Consider the following 26,598-nt stretch of genomic DNA (forward strand, 5'->3'; position numbering starts at 1 on the left):
TAACTTTAAGCTGGAGGATGATCCTCAGGATTGACATCTAGCGCTATCAAGAATCGAGACACCATGTTGTAAGCGGCAATTACCGTGACTAATTCCACGGTATCCGTGCTTCCCAAAGCCTTTTGCAAGCGCTTCATTAATTCAGGATCCACTTTGATGTTGCGCGTCATCTGAAAAGTCAAATCGGCGGCGTCATTTTCTACTGAAGAGTAAAGATCTTTTGGAAAATTCGGCTGTCCAATGAGTCGCAAACCTTGAACCTGCTCCTCCGTGCCGCCCGCTTTCTTGAAAGGTGGCGCATGATGAAAGAACTCATACTCAGCACCGTTCAACACGGCTACTCCACACATGGCCAATTCACGTAACTTTGGATCCAAAGAGAGGTTATTACGAATCTCGCCGATAAAGTGATTCCAGCCCTCTGCAATAGGAACGCTATGCAAGAGCATGCGGTCCAAATTAATAAATTGACCACCACGTCTTGTGCGAATAGCAGCGACCAACTCTGCTGGCTCTGCCAAATCCATTGGCTGATACGGAATTAAACGTTCTGACATACTTACCTTTTATTAATACTGCTTATCAACAACTCTTACTGAGCAGTTTCTTTAATATTATTTTCAATGACGAACTTGCCCCAGATACCAATTTGCTTGCCGATAAACTCTTGTGCAGCAACAGGGGTGCCACCAACAATTTGAATGCCTTGCATTTTAAACTTCTCAGCGACAGCAGGTGTCTTTAGGGCTTTATTTAACGCCTTGTTCATTGCATCGATCACTGCTGGAGATGTCTTACCAGGGGCCAATACTGCCCACCAAGCTGGGGCACTAAAGCCCGGGAAGCCGCTCTCAGAAATTGTTGGTACATTAGGCAATGATGGTGAACGCTTGGCAGTCGTAATCACTAGCGGAATAACTCCACCGTTATCGATATGAGGCTTCACCAAAAATTCTGAGCCTACCGCCAACTCCACTTGACCGCCCAAAGCATCTTGCATTAAAGGACCGCCACCACGATAAGGAATGTGGTTCCAATCAAAGCCCGCTTGTTTTGCAAGGCGCGCCATTGCTAAGTGACCCAAGCTACCAATTCCAATGGAACCGTAACTAAATTGCTTACCTGTCTTGGAAAGATCCACTAATTGTTTAAAGCTGGTGATACCAGATTTTTTGCTGGCAACCAATACCATCGGTGATGTGCCAACCAAAATCACGGGAGCAATATCTTTTATCGTGTCATAGGGAAGTTTGTCTTTGAGACTAGGGTTCACACCATGGGTATCAAATACCACTGCAAAGGTATAGCCATCCGGATCGGACCGAGTCATTGCAGAGGTGCCAATTACTCCAGAAGCACCACCAACGTTCTCGACAATCACGTTTTGCTTTAACTCTGCTTGCAAAGCAGGTGCCAATACACGAGCAACCTGGTCAACTGAGCCACCTGGTGGAAAGACCGCAATTAAACGAATTGGCTTTTGAGTTGGCCATGTGCCAACACCCGCATTTTGCGCCAGAGCAACACCGCTAACTCCTAAGGCCATCAAAATGGCTAATAGGCTGTTTTTAAGGGCTTTTTTAGCCATTTTCACTAAATCCTGCATGGACTTTGTCTCCTCTAGATAAGACCTCAAGATTAACACCCCCTCAGCCTATTTGCTCGATAATGCTGCTGTAGCCCAGTGAGAGAAAAATGAAGTCGATTCTAAATATTGCAGCCTATTTATTTGTCAGCCTAGATGGCTTGCCAGAGCTGCGCGCCAAAATGCTGGATGAATGTACCGCCCGCCAGTTGAAGGGAACCATCTTGTTGACTGGTGAAGGCATCAATATGTTCCTGGCCGGCAAAACAGATGAGCTACGTGGATTTATGAATTGGCTCCGTACTGACCCCCGTTTTGCCCCACTTCAAGCAAAAGAAAGTTGGTCCGAGGATCAGCCCTTCAAGAAGATGTTGATCAAACTCAAAAATGAAATTATTCGCATGAATCATCCAGCGATTCGTCCTGAGGAAGGACGCGCTAATTTCATTAGCCCAAAAAAATTGCAAGAGTGGTTAGATCGCGGCACTGACGATCTAGGTCGCCCTGTAGTGATGGTTGATACACGCAATGCCTTTGAAGTCGACTACGGCACTTTTGAGAATGCATTGCATTTCAATATTGAAAAGTTCACCGAGTTTCCAGCAGCAATTTCTGCACATAAAGATGATTTAGCCGATAAGACGCTGGTCAGCTTTTGTACGGGCGGTATTCGCTGTGAAAAATCTGGCTTGTATATGCGGGAGATTGGCATGGAGCATAGCTACCAGCTAGAAGGCGGTATTTTGAAATATTTCGAAGAGGTGGGTTCCGCACATTACCAAGGCAGTTGCTTTGTCTTTGATGAGCGTGAGGCATTGGAGCCAAACCTAGACTCCATCCCCGTAGAACACTCCATTCGAAAGAAACTCAAAGCCAGCCAAGCCTGAGCAGGGCTAACGCTATCAATAGTAAAATGACTTGGCTGTACAAAACTAACTTACAACAACAATTCGGACTCGAGACATGTCTAATACGATCAATCGGCAAAAGCCGATTTTTTTGTCATCCCTTCTTTTTGCTTTTTTGGGATTGGCATTCCATTTCAATGCGCAGGCGCAAAGTGCAGCAACCTATCCAACCAAACCTATCAAACTGATTGCACCAGTAGCTGCTGGTGGCGGACTAGATAATATTGCGCGCGCTGTTGCGGAAAAACTTTCTCGATCCATTGGTCAAACAGTGGTTGTAGAAAATATGGGGGGTGGTGGCGGATCCATTGCCTCACAAGCAACCGCTAAAGCACCAGCTGATGGCTACACGCTGATGATTGCTTATGTAGGAACACACGGCACTAACCCTGCTGTCCGCAAACTACCTTACGACGCCATTAAAGATTTCACACCGATTGGCATGATTGGTGCAACACCTAACGTACTCATTATCAATCCTGATCTACCAATCAAGAATTTCAAAGAGTTTGTAGATTACGCCAAGAAGAATCCTGCCAAGTTAAGTTATGGATCTGCTGGTCCAGGCACTCTGACACATCTCGGCATGGAGCAACTAAAGCTAGCAGCTGGAATATTTATGGTGCATGTGCCTTATCGTGGCGTAGGTCCTGCCTACACTGATTTATTGGCAGGCCAAACTCAAGCGATGTTCCCTACTCTATTTGCAGCGTTGCCATACATCAATACAAATAGGGTTCGTGGGCTTGCTGTTACTGGTGCCAAACGCAGCCCAGTAGCGCCTAATATTCCCACCTTCAAAGAGCTTGGATATAACGGCTTTGATGGCCAACAGTGGTATGGCTTAGTAGGCCCCGCTAATTTACCCCCCGCCATCGTTGCGAAGCTCAATGCTGAATTAAACAAAGTTCTCGCGCTACCAGACTTCTCAGAAAAAATGACGAGCGAGGCTTTGACATTGATGCCAATGACACCTCCTCAATTTACTAATTACATCAAAGAAGATATTGCACGCTGGGCTAAGGTTGCCAAAGACCGCAATATTGAAATCGATTAATTTTCAATACCCACTTATTTAAAAATACTCACACTTATTCATAGGAAATTTATATGTCTCACGCTATTGCTGCAGCAGCTGATCTCAATGCACCACCAGTCACCAAAATTTTGGCGGAGTTTGTTAATACTCACCCAAGCCAAGGATGGTCTCCAGAGGTTGAACACGAAGCGCATCGTACATTCTTAAACTGGCTTGGTTGTGCGATCGGTGCAGCTAATCATGAGAGTGTTGAATCCTCATTAGCCGCTATTCGTGAATTTCAACCAGCGCCACAAGCCAGCATCCTCGGTCGCAAAGACAAAGTAGATATGGGCGGAGCAGCATTGATTAACGGCATCAGCTCACATACTTTTGACTTTGACGATACTCACCTCAAAACCGTGATTCATCCAGCTGGCCCAGTGGCTTCTGCAATCCTAGCCTTAGGCGAACACATTGGCGCCAATGGTCGCCAAATGATTGACTCTCTTGTTCTGGGCATTGATGTTGCCTGTCGAGTCGGTAATGCAATGTATCCAGATCACTACCATCGTGGCTGGCATATCACCGGCTCCACAGGGATGTTGGGTTCTGCTGCTGCATGCTCACGCTTAATGGGTCTTGATCTGCAAAAAACAATTATGGCTCTGGGTATTGCTGCCTCACAACCGGTTGGTATGCGCGAGCAATTTGGCACGATGACCAAACCTTTTCATCCGGGTGGCGCTGCACGTGCAGGTCAACTTTCTGCGTTGTTGGCAAAACATGGTTTTACTGCAAGCTCTAAAGCGCTTGAAGCGGGTCGTGGCTATATGCAAACCGTTTCTACTAAGTATGACTGGTCAGAAATTGATCGCGCACTCGGAAAATCTTTTGAGATTTCTTTAAATACCTACAAACCATTTGCTTGTGGAATTGTGATTCACCCAGCCATTGATGCTTGCGCCCAATTACGCGCCCAAGGTGTCAAGGCAGAAGACGTTGAACGCATTGAGTTGCGTGTTCACCCACTGGTACTCGAATTAACTGGCAAGAAAACACCTAAAGATGGGTTAGAAGGCAAGTTCAGCGTATATCACGGTTGCGCTGTGGGCTTGATGTTTGGTCAAGCAGGTGAAGGTGAATATGCGGATGAGATCGTCAACCGTCCTGACGTTGTAGCTTTGCGCGCCAAAGTGAACGCGACTACCGATACCTCTATTAGTGAAGCATCTGTGGACGTTAAAGCCTTCCTTAAGGATGGTAAAGAAGTGCATATCTTTGTAAAGAATGCGATTGGCTCTGTAGAAAATCCAATGAGCGATGCCAACTTGGAGCAAAAATTTACAAGCTTGGCCGAGCCAGTGATCGGCAAAGAGAAAACCCTTCAACTGATTTCTGCACTCTGGAAATTAGGACAAGCGCCAGACCTCAAGAAAATCTTAAGCCTTTGCACTCCAGACTAATTTCACCTGAAAGTTTTTTCATTTATGGCTTCATTACCGAACATCGTTATTCTTGGAGATTATGAGCGCGCTCTACGTCGCTTCTCTAACTGGGATAAGTTAGACCAACAAGCTAAGCTCACCATCTACCATGAGCCTTTGCGTGATGAAGCCTTATATGAAGCAGTAAAAGATGCCGACGCAATTGCTATCGTAAGAGATCGCTCGCCCTTCAATGAGGCCATGATCGCGCGCTTACCAAAGCTCAAGTTTTTAATGTTTACTGGCGAACGCAATGGCACCCTAGAAGCCTCTGCTCTAGTTTCCAGAAATATCCCCATGGGCTGCACGCCAGGTGGGCCCTCAAAAGAAACTACCGCCGAGCTTACTTGGGCTTTGATTCTGGGCGCATCTAAGCGCCTGATTGAAGAAAATAAACTGATCGCCTCTGGTGGCTGGCGCGATGCGTTTTCTCTCCTACCAATGCTCTCTGGCGAACGCTTGGGCATTATGGGCTTAGGTGCTATTGGTAGTCGTGTGGCACGTGTTGGTGCTGCTTTTGGTATGGAGGTTGTAGCGTGGAGTCCGCGCATGACTCCAGAACGTGCAGCAGCTGAAAATGCAAAAGCCGTTAGCTTAGATGAGTTACTCAAAACCTCTAAGGTGGTATCCATGCACTTAGTAGCTGGCCCCGGAACTAAGGGATTGATTAGCGCTGATCAATTGGCGCTAATGCGTCCAGATTCGATTCTGATCAACACTTCACGTGCTGCACTCATTAATATGCCCGACCTCCAAAAGGCACTTGCCGCAGGTAGACCTGGACAAGCAGCAGTCGATGTATTTGATGTTGAGCCCCTTCCTGAAAAAGATGCACTACGCAACACTCCCAATCTTTTAGTGACGCCTCATTTAGGCTTTATTGCTGAACCCATTTTTGAGACCTTCTCAAAAGGCATTACAGAAACTCTCGAAGCATGGTTAGAAAACAAGCCTGTACCGCACCCCTTTAAGCCTCAATAATTTATTTACAAAAAGCGACCTCGATGAGTAGCCTAACGCCGTCACAGCTATTTATTAGTTTTAGTAAAATTGGTATGTCAGGCTTTGGTGGTGTGCTCCCTTGGGCTAGACGAACCCTAGTGGAGCGGGACAAAATTCTGACTTCCGAGGAATTTAGTGCCATCCTTGGTATTTGCCAGATCGTTCCAGGCCCCAATATTGTTAACCTCGCTGTTTGCGTTGGCTCTCGATTTGCGGGAGCAAGAGGGGCGGCAGCTGCAGTTCTTGGTCTGACCCTCGGACCAATTGCCATTGTGCTGTTACTCGCCATACTCTATCAACACTACAGCTATTTGGATACAGTAAAAGGACTATTGCGGGGCATCTCTGCAGTAGGCGTAGGTCTCATCGCTTCAACTGGTTTCAAGATGCTACGCGATGAGTTTCGCTTTCCTCTGATGCTGCTAGTAGTGGTCATCACCATCTGTGCAGTTACCTACTTTCATCTCGGTCTGGGCTGGGTTGTGCTTACTGTTTTACCGCTGGCACTGTTCTTGGCACGTAAAAAAGCGCTTAGTTCATGAGTATGCTTTTTAGTGTCTTTCTGAAACTATCCGCCTTCTCGCTTGTTGCGTTTGGCGGCGTAAATGCATTGCTACCAGAGTTGTTGAACTTAGCCGTCTATCAAGAGCATTGGATTGATCTGCAAACTTTTTCAGATTACTTTGCCATAGCGCAAGCAGCACCCGGCCCTAACTTTATGACTGTCACGCTATTAGGCTGGCATATTTATGGTGTACTAGGTGCGCTTATTGCCACACTGGCAATTGCATGGCCCTCATCCATCCTGATTTATTTTTTGCAGCGCTTTATTATGGGTATTCAAGATCCCATCAAGAAGAAATCTATTCAATACGCAGCGGCAGCACTAGCTATTGGGCTGGTTCTTTCTTCTGCATGGCAAATTGCTATTCAAATTAACCATAGCGCGGCAGCCTACGCCTTGACCCTTGCGACTATCGGCTTTACATTATTCACACGCTGGCACCCACTCTATCTCATTGTTATTGGTGGAGCATTGGGTGTTTTAGGATTTATTTAGACCGCTTAAGAGAAAAATATGCGACTTTTACAAAAATTTTCAGCCCACCTACTTTGTCTGCTCGCTCTATTTTCAGTTGCAGCTTTTGCCCAAAGTAATTACCCAAATAAGCCAATTAACTTCATCGTCCCTTATGGTGCTGGAGGTAGCGCTGACTCCAGAAGTCGCCAAATTGCACAAAAGATGAGCGTCATTCTGAAGCAACCAATCATCGTAGATAACAAGCCAGGTGCTGGTGGCAATATTGGTACAGAAGCGATTGTTCGTGCCGCACCTGATGGATACACCATCGGCATGGGTAACTTCGCCCCTATGTCGGTCAATAAAACGCTCTTTGGTAATTTGCGTTATGACCCGGAGATAGATTTAACACCCATCATATTGATTGAAAAAGGGCCTTTGGTATTAGTAGTCAATCCAAGCTCCCCTTACAAATCTGTACAAGATATTGTTGCTGCTGCTAAAGCAAAGCCTGGGGTGCTTACATTCTCTTCTGGCGGCATCGGAGGAAGCCACCAACTGTCTGCCGAACTCTTTGAACAAAATGCGGGCATTCAGATGATTCACGTGCCATACAAAAGTGGCTCTGCGGCACTAACAGACCTCATGGGTGGCAACGTTGACCTCATGTTCGATCAAATGTATTCCGCTGTTCCTAGCATTAAGGCTGACAAGATTCGCCCACTTGCCATTACCAGCAAAAAACGCTCTCCTTTATTACCTAATGTCCCCAGCTTTGCAGAGCTAGGCTACCCAAAAGTAGAGGTTCTCAATTGGCAAGGACTCATTGCTCCTAAGGGAACGCCTAAAGCCATTATTGATAAATTAAATGCCGCCGCAAATGAGGCGCTCAAAGATCCTCAACTACGTGAACTCATGCTCTCACAAGGGAATGAGATTGGTGGAGGGAGTCCAGCTGAATTTGCCAGCCTGATTAAAGCTGAGAGTGCCAAATGGAGTGCTGTTGTAAAAACAGCCAATATCAGGCCAGAGTAAGGAATTCTAAATTGAGTGGCATTGGGGGCTTAGTGCCCCCAATTTTATTTGAGGGCCTGATAAGTAAGGATACCCAAGAAAGTTAAAGCGAGCGAGCCAATGAGATTGAGCAGCGCCGTGCCCAAGGCCCAGGTAAATTCCCCGCGCTGCATAAAGCCAACCACCTCAGCAGAAAAGCTTGAGAAGGTAGTCAAGCCCCCTAAGAAACCAGTGACCACTAACAGTTTCCACTCTGGAGAAAGGCTTGGATTGTTACCGAAGAAGGCAACTGCAATCCCAATCAAGTATCCGCCAACCATATTCGATATAAAAGTACCTAATGGCAGCGCAGAAGCCATCCCAACGGTAGCGAAATTAAAGCCAGCCCTTAATAAAGCGCCGAAGCCTGCTCCAAAAAAGATTGCAAAGATAGGAAGCCACATAATCTGCTCTTGTTATTGAATTGAAAAACCCAGCATGCCAATTGAACTCATCTCAATTCCATCTGTATAGATTTTGGCCTGCTCTCCCGCTTCCTGCAAGGCCAAGGTATACAAGGCTGGCCAATAATGCTCTGCGGTCGGAATAGAGAGGTGTGCTGCATCACCAAAACGCTCCCAGTCAATCAATGCCTCATGATGATTGGCACGCATTTCTGAAGCAAAAAAATCATTGAACTCTTTTGCCCATGGGTAAGGCTCAGCACCCTCCTGCCAATGGATGGTGCGCAAGTTATGCACCACATTACCACTAGATAAAATCAAAATATTTTCATCGCGCAAGGGGCGTAATTGCTTAGCAAGCTCATAGTGTTCACGTGCTGACATCGCACCATCGAGACTCAACTGCACTACAGGCACATCCGCATTGGGGTACATGTATTTCAGAACCGACCAAGCGCCATGATCAATACCCCATTCATTCTCTTCAAGTACGACGGGGACGCTCAATAATTCTTGCACGCGATCAGCTAATGCAGGGCTACCTGGCGCTGGATATTGAACATCAAACAGTGCTTGTGGAAAGCCACCGAAATCATGAATCGTTTTTGGTTTAGCCATTGCAGTAACCCAAACTCCGCGGGTTACCCAATGTGCTGAGATCATCAAAATAGCGTCAGGACGCTTTAATGATTTTCCAAGAGCCGACCATGCCGCTGTATAGCGGTTGGGCTCTATGGCATACATCGGACTGCCATGACCAGCAAATATTGCAGGTTGGCGATGGCTAGTCATTAATACTGATTAACCGAATACGTAACCTGTATGAGCCGCAACCAATGCAAACAAAATAGCCAAGCTAGTAGCAGCGGCCAACATCACGACCAATGTAATGATCTTTTTGTTGATCTCTTCTTTAGATTCGTTATGCCATTCGTTCATGCTAAATCCTCTATAAACTCATTAATGAATAGGGTAATTATCCACTATCGACCGCGACCAGCCTTGCGCATCATGCCTTTTCCCCCACCAAAGCCTGCCTGAGGCCTTCCGGCTGGGCCAGAGGGTCCTTTGGGGACGGGTGGACGTGCTGGCGGCTTAGCTGCTAGCGCTTTTGCCGGGGTTTTTGAATCGGGTTTCTTTTCGTCAGTCACTTTGAGCTCCTATGGATATCATATTGCCATGATTACTGACTATTCTATCCAAGCTGTCGCAATTAATGCGATTCCCCTGATTTTTGCCATCACCATCCATGAAGCAGCCCATGGCTACGCAGCCCGCAGATTTGGCGATAATACCGCCTACATGCTGGGACGGGTGAGCCTCAATCCCGCTAAACATATAGACCCAGTAGGTACCCTATTGATTCCACTCGTCTTAATTCTGACAGGGTCTCCTTTTTTGGTGGGGTATGCCAAGCCGGTACCAGTCAATTTTGGACGACTCAGAAACCCCAGAATTGACTCGATTTGGGTTGCCTTAGCGGGACCGGGATCGAATTTCGTACAGGCAATCATTTGGGCGGTCTTTTGGGTCCTAGTGCAGGGCTTCGGAATTGATGAACCCTTCCTGACTTCAATGGCAAAAGCAGGAGTAATGTGGAATATCGGTTTACTGGTATTTAATCTGTTTCCGCTGCCACCCCTTGATGGCGGAAGAATTTTGGCCGGCCTTTTGCCTGCACGCCAATCTATTGCCCTAGGCAGATTAGAGCCATGGGGATTCTTTATTGTGCTCGGTCTCGTCTTTACGGGAATTATTGGCACCCTGTGGATGGAGCCCCTCAGCAGTTTTTTCCTGGGCATCATTAATCTTCTAATGACCCCCCTTAGAATGATTTTTTAAGTGGGCAAAAATGACTATTCTGGGATATGCTCAAAATAAGCAGTCCAATTGACCAAGGGAGAGCAATCATGAAACTACAGAAATTTGTTTTAGCAGGTACTGCAACTGTTTTAGCGATTGGCGCAGGCGCTGCATTTGCTCAATTTCAAAATGCAGAAAAAGCAATTGAATATCGTCAAAGTGTCATGACAGTCATTGGCACTCATTTCGGACGAATTGGCGCTGTTGTTAAAGGTGCGGCCCCTTATAACAAAGAGGATGTGAGCAAAAATGCGGAGATCGTAGCAATGATGTCTACTTTACCTTGGCAAGCTTTTGGTCCTGGCACTGAAGGCGGCAAAGCAAAACCTGATGTATGGTTAGATAACGCCAAGTTCAAGGCGGCAGCGGACAAAATGCAACTGGCGGTTGTAGACCTTAATAAAGCCGCTCAGTCAGGCGACTTAGAAAGCATTAAAAAATCTTTTGGCGCAGCAGGAGCAACCTGCAAAGGCTGCCATGACGATTTCAAAAAGAAATAAGTAATTTTTAGTGATCGTTATTTCGTAATTAAGTAACCGACCGCTACCGCGATCACGCTTAAAAGTATCAAAGCGAAACCGCGCTGTAACACTCCATCCTTGGAGTCACGACCCAAGTCAGCAGGCAGGTATTGAGCCTCTTCGCTTGGGTCGATTTCTTTATCGCCACTAATCATTGGCTTAATGAGATTCTCACCTTTGAATTTCTTGTAATACCAAATTGCTGCGATATGAATTGCAATCAGGGTGCAAATCACCACTTGATTACCTTCGTGAATCTCCGATAAAAATGAAGATATCGAACCAGACACATACTTTGCTAGTGGCCCCTGAAAGGAGACCTCATCGTCGACAAATAAGCCAGTCAGCACTTGAACGCATAAAACAAAAATGAGTGCAAATACAGAAATTGCACCAATCGGGTTATGTCCAAGAACGCGAGGCGAACTTCCACTTAAGTAATCAAAAATCGCTTTTTTAGTTGGCAAGAAAGAGGTGAAACGCGCATGGGTGGATCCAACAAAACCCCAGACAATTCTGAAGATCAACAAGGTCAAAATGCTGTAACCGAAATAAGCATGCCATTGAATGAATTCATCACCCAAATTGATGGTCACAAAGCTACCAGCTATACAAATCACCAGCAACCAATGAAATACGCGGATTGGTAGATCCCATACTCGAATAATTTTCTTCATCCTTTAAGGATAATCCTCTTCTCCTCTAAAATGGAGGGAATTCATGAATCCCGGCAAAGCCTTTAGAACCCTACTGCTGTACCGCGTTGGCGCAACCCTAAGCTACCAAATTACGATGGTAGCGGTGGGTTGGCATCTTTACGAAATCACCAATAGCGTAGTTTCACTCGGGCTGATAGGTCTTGCAGAGCTCGTTCCCTACTTTGCGCTGGCTCTATATTCAGGTCATGCGGTTGATCACCACTCCCGCAAGTGGATTGCTGCAATCGCCTGCCTCATTCATATTGCGGTTGGATTATTTTTAACGGTCATCGCATTGGGATGGCTTAGCCCACCAATACCATTGATCTATACCGCAGTAGCATTTATTGGTATTGGGCGCGCTTTATTAAGACCTTCTTATCAAGCGCTTTTTGGACAAATCATTCCGAGAGACCAACTACCGCGTTACACAGCGTATGCATCTTCAGCGTTTCAGATTTGCGTAGTAGCAGGTCCAGGACTAGGCGGACTGATGATTGGCTTTGCTGGTCTTGAATGGACGTATCTACTCGCCGCCTTCTGTGGAGCAGTCGGTTTGTACGGAATTACTTTCATTACTGCTGTGCAAGAAAAATCGAGCGGCTTATCTAAGCACTTTCTAAAGAGCTTTTTGGAAGGGTTTCATTACGTCAGAAAACATGAACTTATTTTGAGCATCATGGCGCTCGATATGTTTGCTGTTCTCTTCGGTGGTGCGGTGTCTATTCTTCCAGCCTTTGTGAAGGAGGTACTCAATGCGGGCCCAGAAACCCTAGGAATATTGCGTGCTGCGCCCGCGGCTGGGGCAGTGATTACCGGAATCTACCTTGCTCGGCGTCCCGTGCTAAACGACTCAGGAAAATATCTTCTGATATCAGTGGCAGGATTTGGTGCAGCGATTATTGCCTTTGGCATCTCCAGCAATTTATGGCTCTGCGCATTCTTTCTATTTATCTCTGGATGCTTTGACTCGATATCAGTGGTGATTCGCGGCAGCATCATGCAGCTCACCACACCAGATCATATGCGCGGCAGAATTAGCGCCATTAACGGCATCTTCATTGGTTCATCCAATGAATTGGGTGCACTTGAGTCTGGCATTGCTGCCAGCATGATTGGCTTAGTGCCATCTATCGTATTTGGTGGGGTCGCGACGATTGCCATTGTCCTGATTACTTATCGACTGGCCCCGCACCTTGGCAAGCTCCATCTGAAAGATATTTCTTAGTGAGCAACTAAACAACTAGTTGCTATTTAATTTCAGGAAGATCTTTCTGAATAATCTTCAGACCAGCACGTAATGCTTTTTGATAGCGCTCACGTTCAGCCTTAATTGTTTCAGCAGTCCAGGTGAAAAATCCTTCGCCAGTTTTCATGCCAAACTTGCCACTAGCGATGCGATCACTCAAGCACTTTGCTATCGTTGGTGAATTGTTTAAGGTTGGATAGATGGTTGCGCCTCCAGCACCGTGTACCTCAAGGCCAGCATGATCTCGTTGCATGGCTGGGCCTGCGGCGATATAGCGAAAGCCAAAACCAAAACGAACGGCTTTATCAATATCTTCTGGTGTACAGATGCCTTCATCAACCATTGAAAAAGCCTCACGCGATAACGCATGCTGCAAACGATTAGCCAAAAATCCTGGCAGATCTTTTTTCACAGTAACAGGCACCATGCCACACGCTGTCATTAAACGTGAGAGGCTTTCGCCAACCATCGGCGAAGTCTTTGCACCATATACCACCTCTACACAAGGCACTAAATGGGCAGGCATAAAGAAATGTAAGCCAATCATGCGGGCAGCTGTTTTTAGGCCGTTGGCAATTTCACTAATTGGGAAGCTCGTACTATTGCTTGCCAATACCGCCTCAGGCTTTGCATATTTTTCCAACTTAGCAAATAACTCTCGCTTGATGTCTAGACGCTCCGGCACACACTCAATCATCAGATCAATATCAGACCAATCAACCTCTTCGAGCGAACCCGCCACAGACAGCAAATGAATGCGATGCTCATAACCGAGATCCCCCATGGTGCTTGCAAAATAATCCGGCAGAAGGGCTCGTCGCTCTGTAGTTGGCTCAACCACCTGGACTGCACAGCCACCGCGTGCACAAACGGCTGCAACGTCTGCACCCATAGTGCCGCCACCGACAATAACTACCTTGGTTTCAGCTGGGGTAAATAACATGAATACTCTCCTAAAAGGGGGCGGACTTTTTCTGAAAAATCCTCTTACAATGGGGTCATTATTTCAATAAAAAAGTTAGTGAGACATGATCCCCGTCAATTCGGTGCTACAGGTCGGCCATTTCCCTGAAATTATGCAGGCAGAAATAGATCGGCGCTTTACCCCTTTTCACCATCCCGATCCTCAAGCGCCCGCTCCCACCGGAAACTTTCAGGCGATTTTGATTCGCTCCAATACCAAGCTGCCCGAGGCCCTAGTTAAACAGATTCCCAGTATTCGTATGGTTACCACTTGTGGGGTTGGTTATGACAACCTTCCTTTGGCTTATCTCAAAGAACAAGGGATTAAAGCAAGCAACACCCCTGGCGTCCTAAACGATTCTGTATGCGAGCTGGCCATTGGCATGATGCTCGCCCTACTGCGCCAACTACCTGAGGCTCAGGAATATGTCAAAAGCACTGCTTGGTCAAAAGCGCCCTTTAGGCTCACCACCACCTTGGCTGGTAAACGAGTAGGTATCGCTGGCATGGGTCGAATAGGGCAAGACCTGGCTAAACGTTTAGAGCCATTCAAAGTTGAGATAGCGTATTCAGGGCCAAATAAAAAATCTCTGCCCTATACCTACCATCCAGATGTTCAAGAATTAGCCAAGGCCTGCGACATCTTATTTTTAGCTTGCCCAGCAACCCCCGATACAGACAACATGATTAATACCAGGGTTTTAGAAGCTTTGGGTCCATCGGGATATTTAATCAATATTGCCCGCGGCAGTGTGGTCGATGAGGGGGCACTTTTATATGCACTGCAACATAAAAAGATTGCTGGTGCGGCCTTGGATGTTTTTGAGAACGAACCTAACCCAAGTCATGAATTTTTAACACTTGATAATGTATTGTTAACACCGCACATTGGAAGTGCTACCTCGGAAACACGAATAGCCATGACCAACTTAGCCGTAGATAATTTAGAAGCCTTCTTTAACCAACAAACACTTCCATCCGAAGTCAATAACTAAAAACGGAGCCAGCATGACGATTTCTCTGCACCCTTCCACCTTGCCAGCGGTGTTATCCCCTGTCATCACCCCATTTAAGGCGGACGGCAGTCCAGATGCTTCTAAGTTATTGAAACAATGCCAATGGCTAGAAGCTAATGGTGTTGGGCAGGCTATCTTTGGCACGAATTCAGAAGCAAACTCGATGTCTGCTCCGCAGAAGATGAGCACCTTAACAGCATTAGTAGAGGGTGGATTAAAACCTGAGCACTTAATGCCAGGTACTGGAGCAACATCGATTGATGCCACGGTGAATATGACACGTCACGCAGTCAACCATAAATGCGCGGGCGTATTAATGTTGCCACCCTTCTACTACAAAGACGTTACTGATGATGGTCTATTCGCCTATTTTTCTGAAGTGATTCAAAAAGTAGGTAGCACTGCTTTGCAGATTTATATCTACAACATTCCTCCGGTTACTAAGGTGACCTTAAGCCTCTCTTTGCTTGAGCGCTTAGCAAAAGAGTATCCAAAGACCGTCGTGGGCATGAAAGACAGCTCTGGCGATTGGTCTTATACAGAATCGGTCATTAAATTATTAGCACCTTCAGGCTTCCGTGTCTATGCAGGTAGCGAAGTATTCCTGATGCGCACCTTGCGTGCTGGCGGTGTTGGCTGTATCTCCGCTACTGCCAACGTCAATCCAAAAGCGATTGCTGATTTGGCAGCGAACTGGAAAGATTCGAATGCCGATGATCGTCAGGCAAGCTTAGATCAAGTACGTGGAATTTTTGCCAAGTATCAAATGATCGCAGGTATGAAGACTGCCGTAGCCCATTACACCAAGGATTCTGAGTGGCTCAGAGTACGTCCGCCATTGATGCAGTTAAGCGCTGAGCAACAAGTGCAACTGCTCAGCGAGCTCAAAGCAATTAACTTCAACATGCCAGGCTTGTAATTCAAAAAATAAAAAATAATTAGGAGACAACAATGAAACTGTTTAAAGCCATTGCCTTATCGCTTAGCCTTCTTTGCGCAAGTGTTAGCGCACAAAATATCTCCATCGCCACTGGCGGTACAGGTGGCGTTTACTACCCAATGGGTGGCGGTCTTGCCTCTGTTCTCTCGAGCAAGGTGCCTGGAATGTCTGCTACTGCAGAAGTGACCGGGGGCTCGGTAGATAACTTAAACCTCATCGGTACAGGCAAGCCATACGTTGGTTTCTCGATGGCTGATGCCGCTAAAGATGCTCAGATTGGCGAAGGTAAGTTTGCTGGTAAAAAAGTGGACTTACGCACTCTGGTAGTTCTTTATCCAAACCTGATGCACGTAGTAACCGTTGATTCCACCGGCATCAAATCTATGAAAGACCTCAAGGGCAAGCGCATTAGTACTGGCGCTCCTGGTAGCGCAACAGAAGTGATGGCCTTTCGTTTATTAGAAGCCGCTGGTCTTGATAAGGATAAAGATGTCAAGCGTGAGCGTTTAAGCGTAGCTGAATCTGTTAATGCGGTGAAAGATCGCAAGATTGATGCCTTCTTTTGGGTTGGTGGCCTTCCAACTGCAGCTGTAACTGATTTGGCTAATAGTCCTGGCATGAAAATTGTCATGGTGGATACCTCTGATGAGGTACCTATCATGAATAAGAAATATGGCAATTTGTATTTCACGGCCATTATTCCTAAGGCCATGTATAGCGGCATGGCCAAGGACAATAAAGTTGCAGCCGTTGCCAATATTTTAGTAGTCAATGCCAACATGCCTGATGATCAAGCTTATAAGATTGTCAAAACCATGTTTGACAACAAACTTGATCTGGTTCGCACACATCAGGAATACATGAACGTCAGCCTGGAAAATCAAAAAACAAAAGCAACCCCAGTTGACTTTCATCCAGGTGCACTTAAGTACTTTAAAGAAAAGAACGTCAAACTCAATTAAGTTGATGTTTGTATCTGGGGTGAGTCAATCTCACCCCTTTCGTTTTACGATAGTGAAAAAATAAAGTAGTGCATAAAAATAATTACAGAGGTTGAGACATGAATCAAAACGTTATTGACAACGAAACCCAAGAAAAACTAGACGCTTTTATCAAGCAAGAGGAAGGCGACTCTAATGACTACAAGGGACTGCTAGCGAAGTTCATCACCCTGGTGGCAGTAGGCATGTCTCTCTTTCATTTATATGCGGCCTATTCTATTGTTCCAACACAAGAATTGCGAGTCATTCACGTTGCTCTGGTTTTATTCTTAGTATTCCTCAGCTTTCCAATAGCCGATCGCTTCAAAAATCGCTTAATGCCCTGGGATATCGTTTTTGCGCTCGTATCCGTTGGAATTGCCTATTACATTCTGAGTGGTGGCGACGACTTTATGGACCGCAACACCGCACCCAACTCTACGGATGTCATGGTGGGTATTGCATTAATTCTCCTCATCTTAGAAAGCGTGCGCAGAACCAATGGCTTGATCTTGGTCTCGGTAACCATCCTGTTTCTGCTCTATGCATTGTTTGGCAACTACTTACCGGCGCCTTGGACTCACAAGGGTTACGATCTCGATCGTTTAGTGGGTTATATGTATATGACTCTAGAAGGCATCTATGGCACTGCTGTTGATGTTTCTGCAACCCTCATTATTCTCTTCACCATCTTCGGCGCTTTCTTGCAATTTACTGGCGCAGGAAAGTTCTTTATTGATTTCTCATTCGCAGCAATGGGTGGAAAATCTTCTGGGGTTGGTAGAACCATCGTAATGTCCTCCTTCTTGCTCGGCGGACCATCAGGATCCGGTGTAGCAACAACAGTTACTGTGGGCTCAGTTGCAGCTCCCATGTTGGATAAAGTAGGTTACGAGAAAAATGCTGCTGGCGGACTTTTGGCAGCGGGTGGTCTTGGTGCCATTATCTCGCCTCCTGTACTGGGCGCAGCTGCATTCTTGATTGCAGATTTTCTCAAGATATCCTATTTAGATGTATTGCTGATGGCAACCATCCCAACTATCCTTTTTTATCTTGGCTTATTTGTGATGGTCGAAATTGATGTACGCAAATATGGCATGAAAAACATTCACTTTGAGTCTGCTGAAACAGCCTGGCAACTCACTAAGAAATACTGGTTTCACTTCTTCTCGCTCATCTCGATTGTGGTGTTTATGTTGATGGGCTTCTCTCCTGTCATGTCCGTATTCTGGGCGACAGTAGTTTCGGCTTTATCAAGCATGCTGCGTGAAGATACTGCCATCATTCCTTGGGCATGGTTTAAAGGCAAAGAGCCCATTCTCTCTGGCCTATACAACTCCAACCTGACCAAGGCGCTTGCAACTGGTTCAACTGGTGTCTTAGCTATCGCTGCCACCTGTGCTGGTGCCGGTCTCATTGTGGGTACCGTTACCTTAACCGGTCTTGGCCTGAAATTTAGCTCGATTGTGATTCAGTACGCAGGTGGCTCGCTCTTGCTGACGACTATCTTTACCGCCCTTGTAGTTTGGGTAGTTGGTCTTGCTGTTCCAGTAACAGCTTCTTACATTATTTGTGCAGTAATCGCAGCGCCTGCTTTGATTAATTTAGGCGTGCCTGCTTTTGCAGCTCACATGTTTATCTTCTATTACGCTGTACTTTCGGAAGTATCGCCACCGACTGCACTCTCGCCATTTGCTGCAGCTGCGATTTGTAAAGGCAACCCCTATAAGACTACTTTGCAAACCTGGAAGTATGTTGCTCCAGCTATTTTGGTTCCATTTATGTTTGTTTTAGATAAGTCAGGCGTTAGCTTGTTATTAATGGGATCCACCAGCGCTCTAGAGCAGGCGGACTGGATGCAAATTGCTTGGGTCTCTTTCACGGCCGTTGTTGGAATCATCTGCCTAGCCGGTGGACTACAAGGTTGGTTCATTGAGAAAACCAAGATCTTTGAACGAATCATCATGGTGATCTCTGGGGTTGCCCTTGCCTACCCCTCCACAGAGGCAGATTTAGTTGGCTTCGTTGGATTTGGCCTGGTGCTAGTGACTCAAACGATTACCCATTTCAAACTCAATCCCAGATCTTCTTAAGGTACACCTGATAGGTGGACGGATCTCATCCTCAAAACAATAAGGCCCGCTTGAGCGGGCCTTATTGTTTCTAGTAATTGCTTATCTTAAGAGATCTTGGTCCAAGCGGCTTTACCTGCATATTTCTTGACAGCAGCTTCATCAAACTCGAAGCCTAAACCAGGGGTTTTATGCAAAATCAAATCCCCATTCTTAAAAGTCAGCTGCTTATTGATCAATCTACGGAAGTTCAGCACCTGATCATCCAAGAAGAATTCGACAAAGCGTGCATTAGGCGTAGCCGCCACCAATGGGGCATGCAAATCATGCATCCAGTGCGGACAAACTATGACGCCCTTTAAATCAGCGTATGCAGAAATTCTTCTCCACTCGGTAATACCGCCGCAGACAGCCGCATCAGATTGCAGGATGGCAGCACCACCAGCATCAATCAACTCTCTAAAACGCCAGCGTCCCGCTTCCATCTCACCGGTAGCAACGTTGATTTTGGTTTGGCGCGCCAAGGCAGCATGTAAATCAATCGCATCTGGAGAAAAAGGTTCTTCAATCCAATACGGGTTGTATGCTTCAAAGCGACGTACATACTCAAGCGCCGTAGGTAGATCGCGCCAGGCATTATTTGCATCGAGAGTAAGCAATACATCATCACCTACAGCTTGGCGAGCCGCCTTTACACGCGCCTCCTCTTCTGAAGGCGATAAACGCCCCACCTTCATCTTGACTGCCTTAAAGCCCTGCTTTACGTAAGACTCCATTTCTTTGCCTAACTTGGCAGGCGTTTTACCTTCAAGATAGTAACCACCACTAGCATAAGCTGGCACCCGATCATCAACCACTGAACCCAAGTATTGATGCAAAGGTAAGCCAACTGAGCGTGCATTTAAATCCCACAAAGCCGTATCCAAAATCGAGATACCACGCATGACGGCACCTGCACGACCTTGGAGAATAGATTCGTTATACATCTCCATCCAGAGACCTTCACTGCGGTGACTATTTTGACCAATGAGTTTGGGGGCCAGTAATTGCTCAACAGCAAGTTTGGCAATATCTCCGCCGGCACTGCCGACATAGCAAAAGCCGATGCCCTCATTACCATCCTTGCCGCGAACTTTTACCAGGCAATAGTGACGCTCAGAAACAGTGCGAGTGGAAAATGAAGTGACTTTATCCAAAGGTACTGCTACAGAGGCAACTTGGATGGATTCAATAATCGGCATCTAAACTCCTTAATCAAAAATTGATTGTATCGAGAATTTAATGTGCCGACAGGTGCCTAAATAAAGAATAATTAATCCATCCCATTACAAATGCACATGGCGAAAATGAGCCGAGTGGTTGCTATCCGAACAGGCATCTTGTAAGTTAGATTTGCTGCAAAGTTGATACATTCACCCCCCCAATATCCTCAAACCACCATGTTGTGCAACAAATTTAGTTAAAAGTGGCAAAACTGACATTGCTAAAGCTGCCGGTTTTAGACCTTGGCCAGCCGATGAGGCGTCCGTTGTAAAGCAAAATTATGAGCAAAGGCTGAAAGCAGTCTTTGAAGCTCTCAAAAATAGCGCCGGATCAAGATTAAGTCTAATTTGCTGCGGCACAGCATATTTATTCAGAGATGCTCCCACATTATTAGATAATTGAGGGGTGAATAAAAAAGTATCTCTTAGCTCCCTGTTCACTAGGGGAGTAATCATTTTGTCTGGCTGCGCCTTTCTTAGCTCAACTCCGGGCTTGGCTTATGCAGCTCAAGCCCAAAGTAGCCAAACCCAAAGCACTACCCAAGCACGCAAGAAAATTACCGTTCAAACCAATAGGCAGGTTGGCTTCAAAGATAAATCTGCGGGTACTGGCTCAAAAACCAATAGCATGAGTCTGAACCCATCGCTATTTCAGCGAAAAGCCCCAGATGAGTTGATGCTCGACAGCGATGCAAACCTTGACTATCGAGTAGCCCAAGGGTGCCTAAGACGCAATTTTAATGAAAATAGCCTACCGGCTAGCGTTGGAATTGATAATCGTCAGTTTGCTGAATTCTTCAAAAATCAGACCAAAACATTTTTTGATCACATGCGTGGAGATTGTATCCCTTACGCGGTTGCCTTTGGAAGTCGTAATCGTTTCGACTCATTGAGCATCATGAATGGCCCAATCCAAGATAGTAAAACTGAAGTATGGACATTTACACCATCAGCTGTTGGTGGGTTTTTAATTCAGCAAGACTATCTCAAAGATGAGTCCAAACGCTTAACCGAGATTCGGATTCCTTTAAGAGATGTCTTGTATGACCCTCGAAAAGTAAGCGATCAATTGCCAGTTGAGCTGGTTTGGGAATTAAATTCCCTGATCAAGCAAATCTATCCTGAAGAAAATAATTCTCTTGAAAATACTAACAGCGTTGTGCGCTTGATTGTTGACTTTGGTGATCGAGAAAGATGGGCGCAAATTTGGGCTGCAGAAATTATTGACCCCAACACTAAAGACGTTTATGCAAATGCCTTTTGGATGGAGCGCAGTGACATTCCCGGGGGGTTTTTTACAGGATCTGGAGAATCGCTTGAGCGTTCTTTTTGGACTAATCCATTAAGCTATCGCCGTATCTCTCGGGGAGTTGGCATGGTAAGAGCCTCCTCAAGTAAGCGCAGCAAGAATCCTGCGTCAGTGGCTCCAACCCAGGCGCCAGCAACAAAGCAACGCTATCGCACCCATATGGGGATTGACTATGCCGCCCCAATCGGCACCCCCATCTTTAGTGTTGCCAATGGCAAAGTTGTGCACATAGGCTTTAGTGGTGCATTTGGAAACTTAATTGTTTTAGAGCATCCAGGCAATTACCACACCTACTATGCACACTTGAGCAATTACAACGTAGAACTTGAATTGGGCAACGAAGTGCGGCGCGGATTGGAAATTGGCTACGTAGGAACAACTGGGAGATCAACGGGGCCACACCTACATTTTGAATTAAGAAAAAATGGGATTTACGTAGATCCTTATGGCTCCAAAACACAACTTGATTTATGGTCCATGCGCGATAACGAAAGCGGGCAACTGACTAGAGAGATGCTTCTGCTAGGTAGCCCTATTAAGCACAACTAAATGAATTTAGGAATGCTGCTGATATAAAAAAGGGTCCAATTGGACCCTTTTAACTTGAAGCTAGGTAAATTAACCCAGAACTAATACTGGCAATGTGGAATGCACAATCACTTCATGGGTCTCGCTACCTAATAAGATCCCTTTGATACCTGTGCGCTTATGAGACGCCATGACGATCACATCCGCTTTCGCTTTTTTTGCGCCAGCCAAAATACCTTCAGATAGATTGCTATTTTCAATGTGAAGACTTTTCACTTTAGCGACAGCTCCCAACGCCGTTGTCGACTTTTTAAATACATCCTGTGCATATGCCTGACAAGCTTCTGTATGCTGTTTCTTTGAAATTCCATAACCCATGGTGCTATCTGAATAAACCATCGGAGGTGTAGGATCAGAAACATATACCAACGTAACTGCAGCACCATCTGCCTTAGCAAGTGCGGCGACTTTCTTTAAGGATTTTTTGCTGACATCTGAACCATCTACTGGCACCAATAAATGCTTAAACATATTGACTCCCTTTAAATTGAACTACTTATTTGCTCTTTCCATCATAATACTTATTATTAACCTATAAAAGAATAAAGGTAACTTAATTGATTAAGAATTTTGCTATCTACCTCTCATTTTTAATTGCCCTCATTGCAATCGATTTAGTGTGGCTTTTGGGAATCGCAAAAAACCTCTATCGCAATGAGATGGGTGACTTAATGGCCAGCGAACCTAAGCTTCTAGCTGGACTCACCTTCTACCTGATTTACGCCTTGGGCGTCTGTATTTTTGTGATTGTTCCGGCATTATCAAAACAGTCTTGTATATATGCGCTGCAATATGGCGCTTTGTTTGGCCTGTTTTGCTACATGACCTATGACCTCACTAATCTGGCGGTGGTTAGAAACTTTCCAACACAATTGGCTTTCATTGATATTGCATGGGGCAGTTTTGTTACCGCCTTGTGTGCGAGTTTTGCCTACTGGGTTGGCAACCGTATCTCTTAGGCCATTGAAACATTCATCTTATGTTTTTTCGTCCCCGACTTTTTGACTCATTTTCTGGCTATAGCCGCGCCCTTTTCACTAAGGATGTTTTTGCTGGAATGACGGTTGGCATTGTTGCGCTCCCATTAGCCATGGCTTTTGCTATTGCCAGTGGACTCAAACCCCAAGCGGGTATTTTTACTGCCATTATTGCTGGCGGGCTTATCTCCTTACTTGGAGGTAGCCGCGTACAAATTGGCGGGCCGGCCGGCGCCTTCATTGTCATTGTTTACGGCATTGTGGAGCGCTATGGTGTTCCCAATTTATTACTCGCAACCGCCATGTCAGGAGTATTTTTATTTCTGATGGGAGTATTTCGTCTTGGAACGCTAGTACGCTTCATTCCAATTGCAGTCATTATTGGTTTTACCAATGGCATTGCCTTTTTGATTGGGCTATCTCAAGTCAAAGATTTCTTCGGACTTCAGATTGAAAAAATGCCAGCTCAATTTTTTCAATCAGTGCATGCACTCTACTTAGCAGCAGACACCTTTAACCCCATTGCGCTTGGTTTAGCTTGTGGGAGTCTTGCCTTACTGATCTTATGGAAGATATTTCAGAATCGCTTAGGTTGGCTCTCTCATCTTCCTGGCACTGTTGTAGCAATGGTAGCAGCAACAATCGTTACCAGCATCTTTAATTTACCAGTAGATACGATTGGTAGTCGCTTTGGCGGGATCCCTTCAGGGCTCCCCGCTTTTGAATGGATTCCGGTAAGCTGGGATAGCGCTCAATACATGGTGGCACCAGCCTTAACACTTGCCCTATTAGGCGCAATTGAATCTTTACTCTGTGCGCGCATTGCCGATGGCCTTATTCATGATCGCCATGAGTCAAATCAAGAGCTAGTAGCTCAGGGTATTGCTAACTTCACCATTCCATTTTTTGGTGGCATGCCAGCGACTGGCACGATTGCTCGCACAGTAACTAATATAGAGAGTGGCGGCACTACACCTGTCTCTGGACTCGTCCATGCAGCAACTTTACTAGTCATTGTTTTATTTGCAGCGCCGCTTGCCAAAAACATTCCTTTAGCCAGCCTTGCCGCCATCTTGATGTATGTGGCCTGGAATATGGGTGAGTGGCGGAAGTTCATCGATCTAAAGCAATTCCGCTTGCCGTATCGAATCACTATCTTGAGCGTCTTTATTCTCACTGTTGTACTGGATCTTACGATTGCAGTAGAAGTAGGTTTACTACTCGCCTTTATCACCTTCATTTACCGCATCTCTAGTCTATCGCGTTGCGAGCCTGCTCTAGTTGGCGATTACCCGGGACTGAGTAATCAGCAAGGTCGAATTGATGCCTATCGCATTCATGGTGCCATCTTTTTTGGAGCAGTAAAACTCCTAGAAAAGATTGAAGCGAATTTACCCTCACAAACACTCTTGCTCGATTTAAAGAACGTAATCTACATTGATACTTCTGGCATGGATACAATCATGGAACTAGCGCACCTGTGCAAGATTCGTAATATTCGATTGATCATTTGCGGCTTAGCGCATCAACCATTAGAGATGGCAGAGCGCAGTGAATTTTTATCTACGCTACCCCAAGATTCTTTCTATCCAGATCTGAGCTCCGGCATAGAAGCAGCAACAACTTAAGAGCGACTTAAGAAATACAGAAGCCACCTTTTAATAAGGCTTCTGGCAATACCCAGGCACGATACATACCAAAGCCGCCTGCAATCAATAGAAGTGCAGCAGCCAAATACCTCACCCATAGATATTGCCCAAACTGAGTCAGCGCCGCTGAAAATTTAGAGATCAGTAATAGGTTAGGTAATGTACCCAAACCAAATGCCAACATCAGCGCGGCACCAGTTACTACATCACCCGATAAAAAGGCGAGTGGTAAAACGCTATAGACCAAACCACAGGGCACCAAACCCCATAGCATGCCGCTAAACCAACGCGAAGGGCCGCTCGCCATAGCGCCCAAGTATTTAGCCCAATAAGCCGCAATTTTTGCACTTAACCATTTGCCGCCAAGTAAACCTTCTGACTTGCCTATTCTGAGTAGACGCATGCCCATCAGAATTAAGATCAGGGAAGTTAAAGCAAATAAGGGGCGTTGGATTGGAATGAGGTTTTGCTGCCAAACCACGACCCCCAATGAGGCAGCAAGAGCGCCTAATAAGACATAGGTTGTGACACGCCCCAAATGCATAATCAGTTGTAGGTAAAAAAGCTCTGATTTGGGCCGCAATGGGGTCTCTGAGGTGCTTGGCCGCTCTATGGCAGCCGCTATCCCACCGCACATCAGAGCACAGTGCCAGCCACTCACAAGTGCACCCAGAAAGACCGCAACGAGTAAGCTAGTTGTCAGCATGAAATCAACAGAAAATAGGTAAAAGCCATAATCTTCATACTTATAGAATAAACTGATCTTATAGATCAGCCCTAATATGAACTACAAACCTACCGACAGCCCAACCAGCAAATGCTCAGTTTGCGTACTGGGTCAGTTTTGTCTACCGGTTGGATTAAATAGTAGCGAAGTTTCCCAAATCGATACCTTGGTTAAAGAGCGCGTTCATCTTCAAAAAGGTGAAAGCCTTTATCGTCACGGCGATCCACTCAGTTCTGTATATAGCGTGCGCTTTGGCACCCTTAAAACAGAGTTCTGTCTGCAAGACGGTCGACAACAAGTGATTGGCTTTCATCTGCCCGGCGAAATTCTAGGACTTGATGGCATTGGTGAGGGGCATTATCAGTCAGATGCGATTGCTCTTGAAGAGAGCGAAGTCTGCATTATTCGTTACGATGCTTTTGAAGATTTGGCTCGGCAGATCCCCGTCTTACAAAATCAGTTCCATAAAATCATGAGTCGGGAACTGACTCAAGATCAACGCCACCTACTATCACTTGGCACGATGCGTGCAGAAGAAAGATTGGCAGCCTTTTTATTAAGCCTCTCGCAACGTCTTGCTGCACGCGGCTACTTGAATAATGAATTCGACTTGCGCATGAGTCGCAATGATATTGGCAGTTATCTTGGGATTCAAATTGAAACTGTCAGTCGCATGCTCTCACGCTTTGCAGAGTCAGGCTTAATTCAAATCAAACAACGCCACATCAAACTCATCGATATGGATGGGCTATACGAACTGGCAGGCATTCCAAACCCAGATCGCCACGGCTGCGTAAGCCCTGAAATCCCAATCAAACAGGCTTAAATTAAGCCGCGGTCAACTTCCTTGCTATCGGGTGACTCAATCCCAGGCAGGATATAAGCAGTAAGCGCGCTAGAGATCGCACAGAAGGTCCAAATCACGAAGAACCCGACTGTATAAATACCCTCATCAGAAATATCTGGGTGATAACCAAAAAATAAAAGGTCTTGTGGGTGGATCACAGTAAACAACAAGCCCTCTGCCATGCCAGCCACCAAAAATGAGGGCCACAAAATCCAGATTAGTAGGCGGTACTTCATTTTGCTGCCTGCACATCTTTGAGCTGCTTAACTTTTAAGCCCTGCTTTACAACACCATCACGCAATGGCTTATCTGCATACAGATTTACAGCCAAGTAAATAGTGATAGCGCATCCAATCATGGCTACAGCAGGCCCGCTAATTAAAAGCCATGGCCATAGTTGCTTGAACCAGGGTTTAGTATTTTGTTGTTCTGTCATATCCATCCTCTCCATTGCCTTCT

At 45.9% G+C, this 26,598-nt stretch carries 31 protein-coding genes; 18 read left to right on the plus strand and 13 right to left on the minus strand.

Features of this window, described 5'->3' with window-relative positions:
- Positions 1 to 5: 5 nt before the first annotated feature.
- Positions 6 to 557, minus strand: coding sequence for a carboxymuconolactone decarboxylase family protein (locus ICN44_RS02305; RefSeq protein WP_216262514.1), 552 nt, complete (start codon positions 555 to 557; stop codon positions 6 to 8).
- Between the two features lie 35 nt (positions 558 to 592).
- Complete coding sequence (locus ICN44_RS02310; RefSeq protein ID WP_216262515.1) at positions 593 to 1,606, minus strand: tripartite tricarboxylate transporter substrate binding protein; 1,014 nt, start codon at positions 1,604 to 1,606, stop codon at positions 593 to 595.
- A gap of 89 nt (positions 1,607 to 1,695) precedes the next feature.
- Here ICN44_RS02310 and ICN44_RS02315 point away from each other — a divergent pair, with 89 nt between their 5' ends.
- The 7 genes from ICN44_RS02315 to ICN44_RS02345 all read left to right on the plus strand — a co-directional run bounded on the left by ICN44_RS02315 (position 1,696) and on the right by ICN44_RS02345 (position 8,056).
- Positions 1,696 to 2,472, plus strand: a complete 777-nt coding sequence (locus tag ICN44_RS02315; protein ID WP_216262516.1) for a sulfurtransferase — start codon at positions 1,696 to 1,698, stop codon at positions 2,470 to 2,472.
- 76 nt (positions 2,473 to 2,548) lie between these two features.
- A complete protein-coding gene (locus ICN44_RS02320; RefSeq protein WP_255537345.1) occupies positions 2,549 to 3,550 on the plus strand; it encodes a tripartite tricarboxylate transporter substrate binding protein in 1,002 nt (333 codons plus the stop codon).
- Between the two features lie 53 nt (positions 3,551 to 3,603).
- The gene (locus ICN44_RS02325) at positions 3,604 to 4,977 is read left to right on the plus strand and encodes an MmgE/PrpD family protein (protein WP_216262517.1); all 1,374 of its coding nucleotides are present in this window, start codon (positions 3,604 to 3,606) and stop codon (positions 4,975 to 4,977) included.
- A 24-nt stretch (positions 4,978 to 5,001) separates the two neighbouring features.
- Positions 5,002 to 5,979 (plus strand): D-2-hydroxyacid dehydrogenase family protein, encoded by a 978-nt coding sequence (locus ICN44_RS02330; protein WP_216262518.1) that lies wholly within the window; start codon positions 5,002 to 5,004, stop codon positions 5,977 to 5,979.
- Positions 5,980 to 6,002: 23 nt separating this feature from the next.
- On the plus strand, positions 6,003 to 6,542 hold the full coding sequence (locus tag ICN44_RS02335) for a chromate transporter (protein ID WP_216262519.1): 540 nt from the start codon (positions 6,003 to 6,005) through the stop codon (positions 6,540 to 6,542).
- Positions 6,539 to 7,060, plus strand: coding sequence for a chromate transporter (locus ICN44_RS02340; RefSeq protein ID WP_216262520.1), 522 nt, complete (start codon positions 6,539 to 6,541; stop codon positions 7,058 to 7,060). The genes ICN44_RS02335 and ICN44_RS02340 overlap by 4 nt, the downstream gene beginning before the upstream one ends.
- An 18-nt stretch (positions 7,061 to 7,078) precedes the next feature.
- Positions 7,079 to 8,056: a tripartite tricarboxylate transporter substrate binding protein gene (locus ICN44_RS02345; RefSeq protein WP_216262521.1), complete on the plus strand. Its 978-nt coding sequence runs from the start codon at positions 7,079 to 7,081 to the stop codon at positions 8,054 to 8,056.
- Positions 8,057 to 8,100: 44 nt separating this feature from the next.
- Here the strand turns inward: ICN44_RS02345 and crcB are convergent, their stop codons facing one another.
- The 4 genes from crcB to ICN44_RS02365 are packed head-to-tail and all read right to left on the minus strand — an operon-like array spanning position 8,101 to position 9,629.
- Entirely contained in the window at positions 8,101 to 8,478 is a 378-nt protein-coding gene (gene crcB / locus ICN44_RS02350; RefSeq protein ID WP_215358238.1) for a fluoride efflux transporter CrcB, read from the minus strand.
- A 12-nt stretch (positions 8,479 to 8,490) separates the two neighbouring features.
- Positions 8,491 to 9,270, minus strand: a complete 780-nt coding sequence (gene ygiD / locus ICN44_RS02355; protein WP_216262522.1) for a 4,5-DOPA dioxygenase extradiol — start codon at positions 9,268 to 9,270, stop codon at positions 8,491 to 8,493.
- 9 nt (positions 9,271 to 9,279) lie between these two features.
- The gene (locus ICN44_RS02360; protein ID WP_169709848.1) at positions 9,280 to 9,417 is read right to left on the minus strand and encodes a hypothetical protein; all 138 of its coding nucleotides are present in this window, start codon (positions 9,415 to 9,417) and stop codon (positions 9,280 to 9,282) included.
- 44 nt (positions 9,418 to 9,461) lie between these two features.
- A complete protein-coding gene (locus ICN44_RS02365) occupies positions 9,462 to 9,629 on the minus strand; it encodes a hypothetical protein (protein ID WP_158009059.1) in 168 nt (55 codons plus the stop codon).
- A gap of 28 nt (positions 9,630 to 9,657) precedes the next feature.
- Between ICN44_RS02365 and ICN44_RS02370 the strand changes: the two genes are divergently transcribed.
- Both ICN44_RS02370 and ICN44_RS02375 read left to right on the plus strand, forming a co-directional pair.
- Positions 9,658 to 10,320 (plus strand): site-2 protease family protein, encoded by a 663-nt coding sequence (locus ICN44_RS02370; protein WP_216262523.1) that lies wholly within the window; start codon positions 9,658 to 9,660, stop codon positions 10,318 to 10,320.
- A 68-nt stretch (positions 10,321 to 10,388) separates the two neighbouring features.
- Positions 10,389 to 10,841 carry a cytochrome c gene (locus ICN44_RS02375; RefSeq protein ID WP_216262524.1) on the plus strand — a complete coding sequence of 151 codons (453 nt, stop codon included), beginning with the start codon at positions 10,389 to 10,391 and terminating at the stop codon, positions 10,839 to 10,841.
- A gap of 17 nt (positions 10,842 to 10,858) precedes the next feature.
- Here ICN44_RS02375 and ICN44_RS02380 read toward each other — a convergent pair whose 3' ends face one another.
- Positions 10,859 to 11,539: a cytochrome b/b6 domain-containing protein gene (locus ICN44_RS02380; RefSeq protein ID WP_216262525.1), complete on the minus strand. Its 681-nt coding sequence runs from the start codon at positions 11,537 to 11,539 to the stop codon at positions 10,859 to 10,861.
- Positions 11,540 to 11,582: 43 nt separating this feature from the next.
- Here ICN44_RS02380 and ICN44_RS02385 point away from each other — a divergent pair, with 43 nt between their 5' ends.
- On the plus strand, positions 11,583 to 12,788 hold the full coding sequence (locus tag ICN44_RS02385; protein ID WP_216262526.1) for an MFS transporter: 1,206 nt from the start codon (positions 11,583 to 11,585) through the stop codon (positions 12,786 to 12,788).
- A gap of 22 nt (positions 12,789 to 12,810) precedes the next feature.
- On the opposite strand, the gene ICN44_RS02390 is transcribed toward ICN44_RS02385, so the two are convergent.
- Positions 12,811 to 13,752 carry a 3-hydroxyacyl-CoA dehydrogenase family protein gene (locus ICN44_RS02390; RefSeq protein WP_216262527.1) on the minus strand — a complete coding sequence of 314 codons (942 nt, stop codon included), beginning with the start codon at positions 13,750 to 13,752 and terminating at the stop codon, positions 12,811 to 12,813.
- 85 nt (positions 13,753 to 13,837) lie between these two features.
- Here ICN44_RS02390 and ICN44_RS02395 point away from each other — a divergent pair, with 85 nt between their 5' ends.
- From ICN44_RS02395 to ICN44_RS02410, 4 genes are all read left to right on the plus strand, one after another.
- Complete coding sequence (locus ICN44_RS02395; RefSeq protein ID WP_216262528.1) at positions 13,838 to 14,767, plus strand: 2-hydroxyacid dehydrogenase; 930 nt, start codon at positions 13,838 to 13,840, stop codon at positions 14,765 to 14,767.
- A gap of 13 nt (positions 14,768 to 14,780) precedes the next feature.
- Positions 14,781 to 15,707, plus strand: coding sequence for a dihydrodipicolinate synthase family protein (locus ICN44_RS02400; protein ID WP_216262529.1), 927 nt, complete (start codon positions 14,781 to 14,783; stop codon positions 15,705 to 15,707).
- 32 nt (positions 15,708 to 15,739) lie between these two features.
- Positions 15,740 to 16,690, plus strand: coding sequence for a TAXI family TRAP transporter solute-binding subunit (locus ICN44_RS02405; RefSeq protein ID WP_216262530.1), 951 nt, complete (start codon positions 15,740 to 15,742; stop codon positions 16,688 to 16,690).
- Between the two features lie 98 nt (positions 16,691 to 16,788).
- Positions 16,789 to 18,801 carry a TRAP transporter fused permease subunit gene (locus ICN44_RS02410; RefSeq protein WP_216262531.1) on the plus strand — a complete coding sequence of 671 codons (2,013 nt, stop codon included), beginning with the start codon at positions 16,789 to 16,791 and terminating at the stop codon, positions 18,799 to 18,801.
- Positions 18,802 to 18,887: 86 nt separating this feature from the next.
- Here the strand turns inward: ICN44_RS02410 and ICN44_RS02415 are convergent, their stop codons facing one another.
- On the minus strand, positions 18,888 to 20,021 hold the full coding sequence (locus tag ICN44_RS02415) for a mandelate racemase/muconate lactonizing enzyme family protein (protein WP_216262532.1): 1,134 nt from the start codon (positions 20,019 to 20,021) through the stop codon (positions 18,888 to 18,890).
- Positions 20,022 to 20,448: 427 nt separating this feature from the next.
- On the opposite strand from ICN44_RS02415, the gene ICN44_RS02420 reads away from it, so the two are divergent.
- Positions 20,449 to 21,900 carry a M23 family metallopeptidase gene (locus tag ICN44_RS02420; RefSeq protein ID WP_370624850.1) on the plus strand — a complete coding sequence of 484 codons (1,452 nt, stop codon included), beginning with the start codon at positions 20,449 to 20,451 and terminating at the stop codon, positions 21,898 to 21,900.
- A gap of 69 nt (positions 21,901 to 21,969) precedes the next feature.
- Here ICN44_RS02420 and ICN44_RS02425 read toward each other — a convergent pair whose 3' ends face one another.
- On the minus strand, positions 21,970 to 22,410 hold the full coding sequence (locus ICN44_RS02425; RefSeq protein WP_216262533.1) for a universal stress protein: 441 nt from the start codon (positions 22,408 to 22,410) through the stop codon (positions 21,970 to 21,972).
- A gap of 86 nt (positions 22,411 to 22,496) precedes the next feature.
- Between ICN44_RS02425 and ICN44_RS02430 the strand changes: the two genes are divergently transcribed.
- Together ICN44_RS02430 and ICN44_RS02435 are read left to right on the plus strand one after the other, a co-directional pair.
- The gene (locus tag ICN44_RS02430) at positions 22,497 to 22,898 is read left to right on the plus strand and encodes a DUF2177 family protein (protein WP_216262534.1); all 402 of its coding nucleotides are present in this window, start codon (positions 22,497 to 22,499) and stop codon (positions 22,896 to 22,898) included.
- Between the two features lie 20 nt (positions 22,899 to 22,918).
- Positions 22,919 to 24,544, plus strand: a complete 1,626-nt coding sequence (locus ICN44_RS02435) for a SulP family inorganic anion transporter (RefSeq protein WP_216262535.1) — start codon at positions 22,919 to 22,921, stop codon at positions 24,542 to 24,544.
- A 7-nt stretch (positions 24,545 to 24,551) separates the two neighbouring features.
- On the opposite strand, the gene ICN44_RS02440 is transcribed toward ICN44_RS02435, so the two are convergent.
- Positions 24,552 to 25,271, minus strand: a complete 720-nt coding sequence (locus ICN44_RS02440; protein ID WP_216262537.1) for a sulfite exporter TauE/SafE family protein — start codon at positions 25,269 to 25,271, stop codon at positions 24,552 to 24,554.
- A 76-nt stretch (positions 25,272 to 25,347) separates the two neighbouring features.
- On the opposite strand from ICN44_RS02440, the gene fnr reads away from it, so the two are divergent.
- On the plus strand, positions 25,348 to 26,118 hold the full coding sequence (gene fnr / locus ICN44_RS02445; RefSeq protein ID WP_216262539.1) for a fumarate/nitrate reduction transcriptional regulator Fnr: 771 nt from the start codon (positions 25,348 to 25,350) through the stop codon (positions 26,116 to 26,118).
- On the opposite strand, the gene ICN44_RS02450 is transcribed toward fnr, so the two are convergent.
- Positions 26,115 to 26,375 (minus strand): hypothetical protein, encoded by a 261-nt coding sequence (locus tag ICN44_RS02450; RefSeq protein ID WP_216262540.1) that lies wholly within the window; start codon positions 26,373 to 26,375, stop codon positions 26,115 to 26,117. The two genes, fnr and ICN44_RS02450, sit on opposite strands and share 4 nt — an antisense overlap.
- A complete protein-coding gene (locus ICN44_RS02455; RefSeq protein WP_216262541.1) occupies positions 26,372 to 26,575 on the minus strand; it encodes a FixH family protein in 204 nt (67 codons plus the stop codon). Before ICN44_RS02455 ends, ICN44_RS02450 begins: the two co-directional genes overlap by 4 nt.
- Positions 26,576 to 26,598: the final 23 nt, after the last annotated feature.

This window comes from Polynucleobacter sp. JS-Fieb-80-E5, from assembly GCF_018882015.1.
GTDB lineage: Bacteria > Pseudomonadota > Gammaproteobacteria > Burkholderiales > Burkholderiaceae > Polynucleobacter.

Excerpts from the sequence above, each read along its gene's own strand:
- ICN44_RS02385 (WP_216262526.1), top strand. The coding sequence starts at position 11,583 with ATGAATCCCGGCAAAGCCTTTAGAACCCTACTGCTGTACCGCGTTGGC.
- ygiD (WP_216262522.1), bottom strand. The coding sequence starts at position 9,270 with ATGACTAGCCATCGCCAACCTGCAATATTTGCTGGTCATGGCAGTCCG.
- ICN44_RS02315 (WP_216262516.1), top strand. The coding sequence starts at position 1,696 with ATGAAGTCGATTCTAAATATTGCAGCCTATTTATTTGTCAGCCTAGAT.
- ICN44_RS02375 (WP_216262524.1), top strand. The coding sequence starts at position 10,389 with ATGAAACTACAGAAATTTGTTTTAGCAGGTACTGCAACTGTTTTAGCG.
- ICN44_RS02380 (WP_216262525.1), bottom strand. The coding sequence starts at position 11,539 with ATGAAGAAAATTATTCGAGTATGGGATCTACCAATCCGCGTATTTCAT.
- ICN44_RS02360 (WP_169709848.1), bottom strand. The coding sequence starts at position 9,417 with ATGAACGAATGGCATAACGAATCTAAAGAAGAGATCAACAAAAAGATC.
- crcB (WP_215358238.1), bottom strand. The coding sequence starts at position 8,478 with ATGTGGCTTCCTATCTTTGCAATCTTTTTTGGAGCAGGCTTCGGCGCT.
- ICN44_RS02345 (WP_216262521.1), top strand. The coding sequence starts at position 7,079 with ATGCGACTTTTACAAAAATTTTCAGCCCACCTACTTTGTCTGCTCGCT.
- ICN44_RS02310 (WP_216262515.1), bottom strand. The coding sequence starts at position 1,606 with ATGCAGGATTTAGTGAAAATGGCTAAAAAAGCCCTTAAAAACAGCCTA.
- ICN44_RS02325 (WP_216262517.1), top strand. The coding sequence starts at position 3,604 with ATGTCTCACGCTATTGCTGCAGCAGCTGATCTCAATGCACCACCAGTC.
- ICN44_RS02320 (WP_255537345.1), top strand. The coding sequence starts at position 2,549 with ATGTCTAATACGATCAATCGGCAAAAGCCGATTTTTTTGTCATCCCTT.
- ICN44_RS02335 (WP_216262519.1), top strand. The coding sequence starts at position 6,003 with ATGAGTAGCCTAACGCCGTCACAGCTATTTATTAGTTTTAGTAAAATT.
- ICN44_RS02415 (WP_216262532.1), bottom strand. The coding sequence starts at position 20,021 with ATGCCGATTATTGAATCCATCCAAGTTGCCTCTGTAGCAGTACCTTTG.
- ICN44_RS02330 (WP_216262518.1), top strand. The coding sequence starts at position 5,002 with ATGGCTTCATTACCGAACATCGTTATTCTTGGAGATTATGAGCGCGCT.
- ICN44_RS02395 (WP_216262528.1), top strand. The coding sequence starts at position 13,838 with ATGATCCCCGTCAATTCGGTGCTACAGGTCGGCCATTTCCCTGAAATT.
- ICN44_RS02440 (WP_216262537.1), bottom strand. The coding sequence starts at position 25,271 with ATGCTGACAACTAGCTTACTCGTTGCGGTCTTTCTGGGTGCACTTGTG.
- ICN44_RS02435 (WP_216262535.1), top strand. The coding sequence starts at position 22,919 with ATGTTTTTTCGTCCCCGACTTTTTGACTCATTTTCTGGCTATAGCCGC.
- ICN44_RS02340 (WP_216262520.1), top strand. The coding sequence starts at position 6,539 with ATGAGTATGCTTTTTAGTGTCTTTCTGAAACTATCCGCCTTCTCGCTT.
- ICN44_RS02305 (WP_216262514.1), bottom strand. The coding sequence starts at position 557 with ATGTCAGAACGTTTAATTCCGTATCAGCCAATGGATTTGGCAGAGCCA.
- ICN44_RS02400 (WP_216262529.1), top strand. The coding sequence starts at position 14,781 with ATGACGATTTCTCTGCACCCTTCCACCTTGCCAGCGGTGTTATCCCCT.
- ICN44_RS02405 (WP_216262530.1), top strand. The coding sequence starts at position 15,740 with ATGAAACTGTTTAAAGCCATTGCCTTATCGCTTAGCCTTCTTTGCGCA.
- ICN44_RS02390 (WP_216262527.1), bottom strand. The coding sequence starts at position 13,752 with ATGTTATTTACCCCAGCTGAAACCAAGGTAGTTATTGTCGGTGGCGGC.
- ICN44_RS02425 (WP_216262533.1), bottom strand. The coding sequence starts at position 22,410 with ATGTTTAAGCATTTATTGGTGCCAGTAGATGGTTCAGATGTCAGCAAA.
- ICN44_RS02455 (WP_216262541.1), bottom strand. The coding sequence starts at position 26,575 with ATGACAGAACAACAAAATACTAAACCCTGGTTCAAGCAACTATGGCCA.
- ICN44_RS02450 (WP_216262540.1), bottom strand. The coding sequence starts at position 26,375 with ATGAAGTACCGCCTACTAATCTGGATTTTGTGGCCCTCATTTTTGGTG.
- fnr (WP_216262539.1), top strand. The coding sequence starts at position 25,348 with ATGAACTACAAACCTACCGACAGCCCAACCAGCAAATGCTCAGTTTGC.
- ICN44_RS02370 (WP_216262523.1), top strand. The coding sequence starts at position 9,658 with ATGATTACTGACTATTCTATCCAAGCTGTCGCAATTAATGCGATTCCC.
- ICN44_RS02410 (WP_216262531.1), top strand. The coding sequence starts at position 16,789 with ATGAATCAAAACGTTATTGACAACGAAACCCAAGAAAAACTAGACGCT.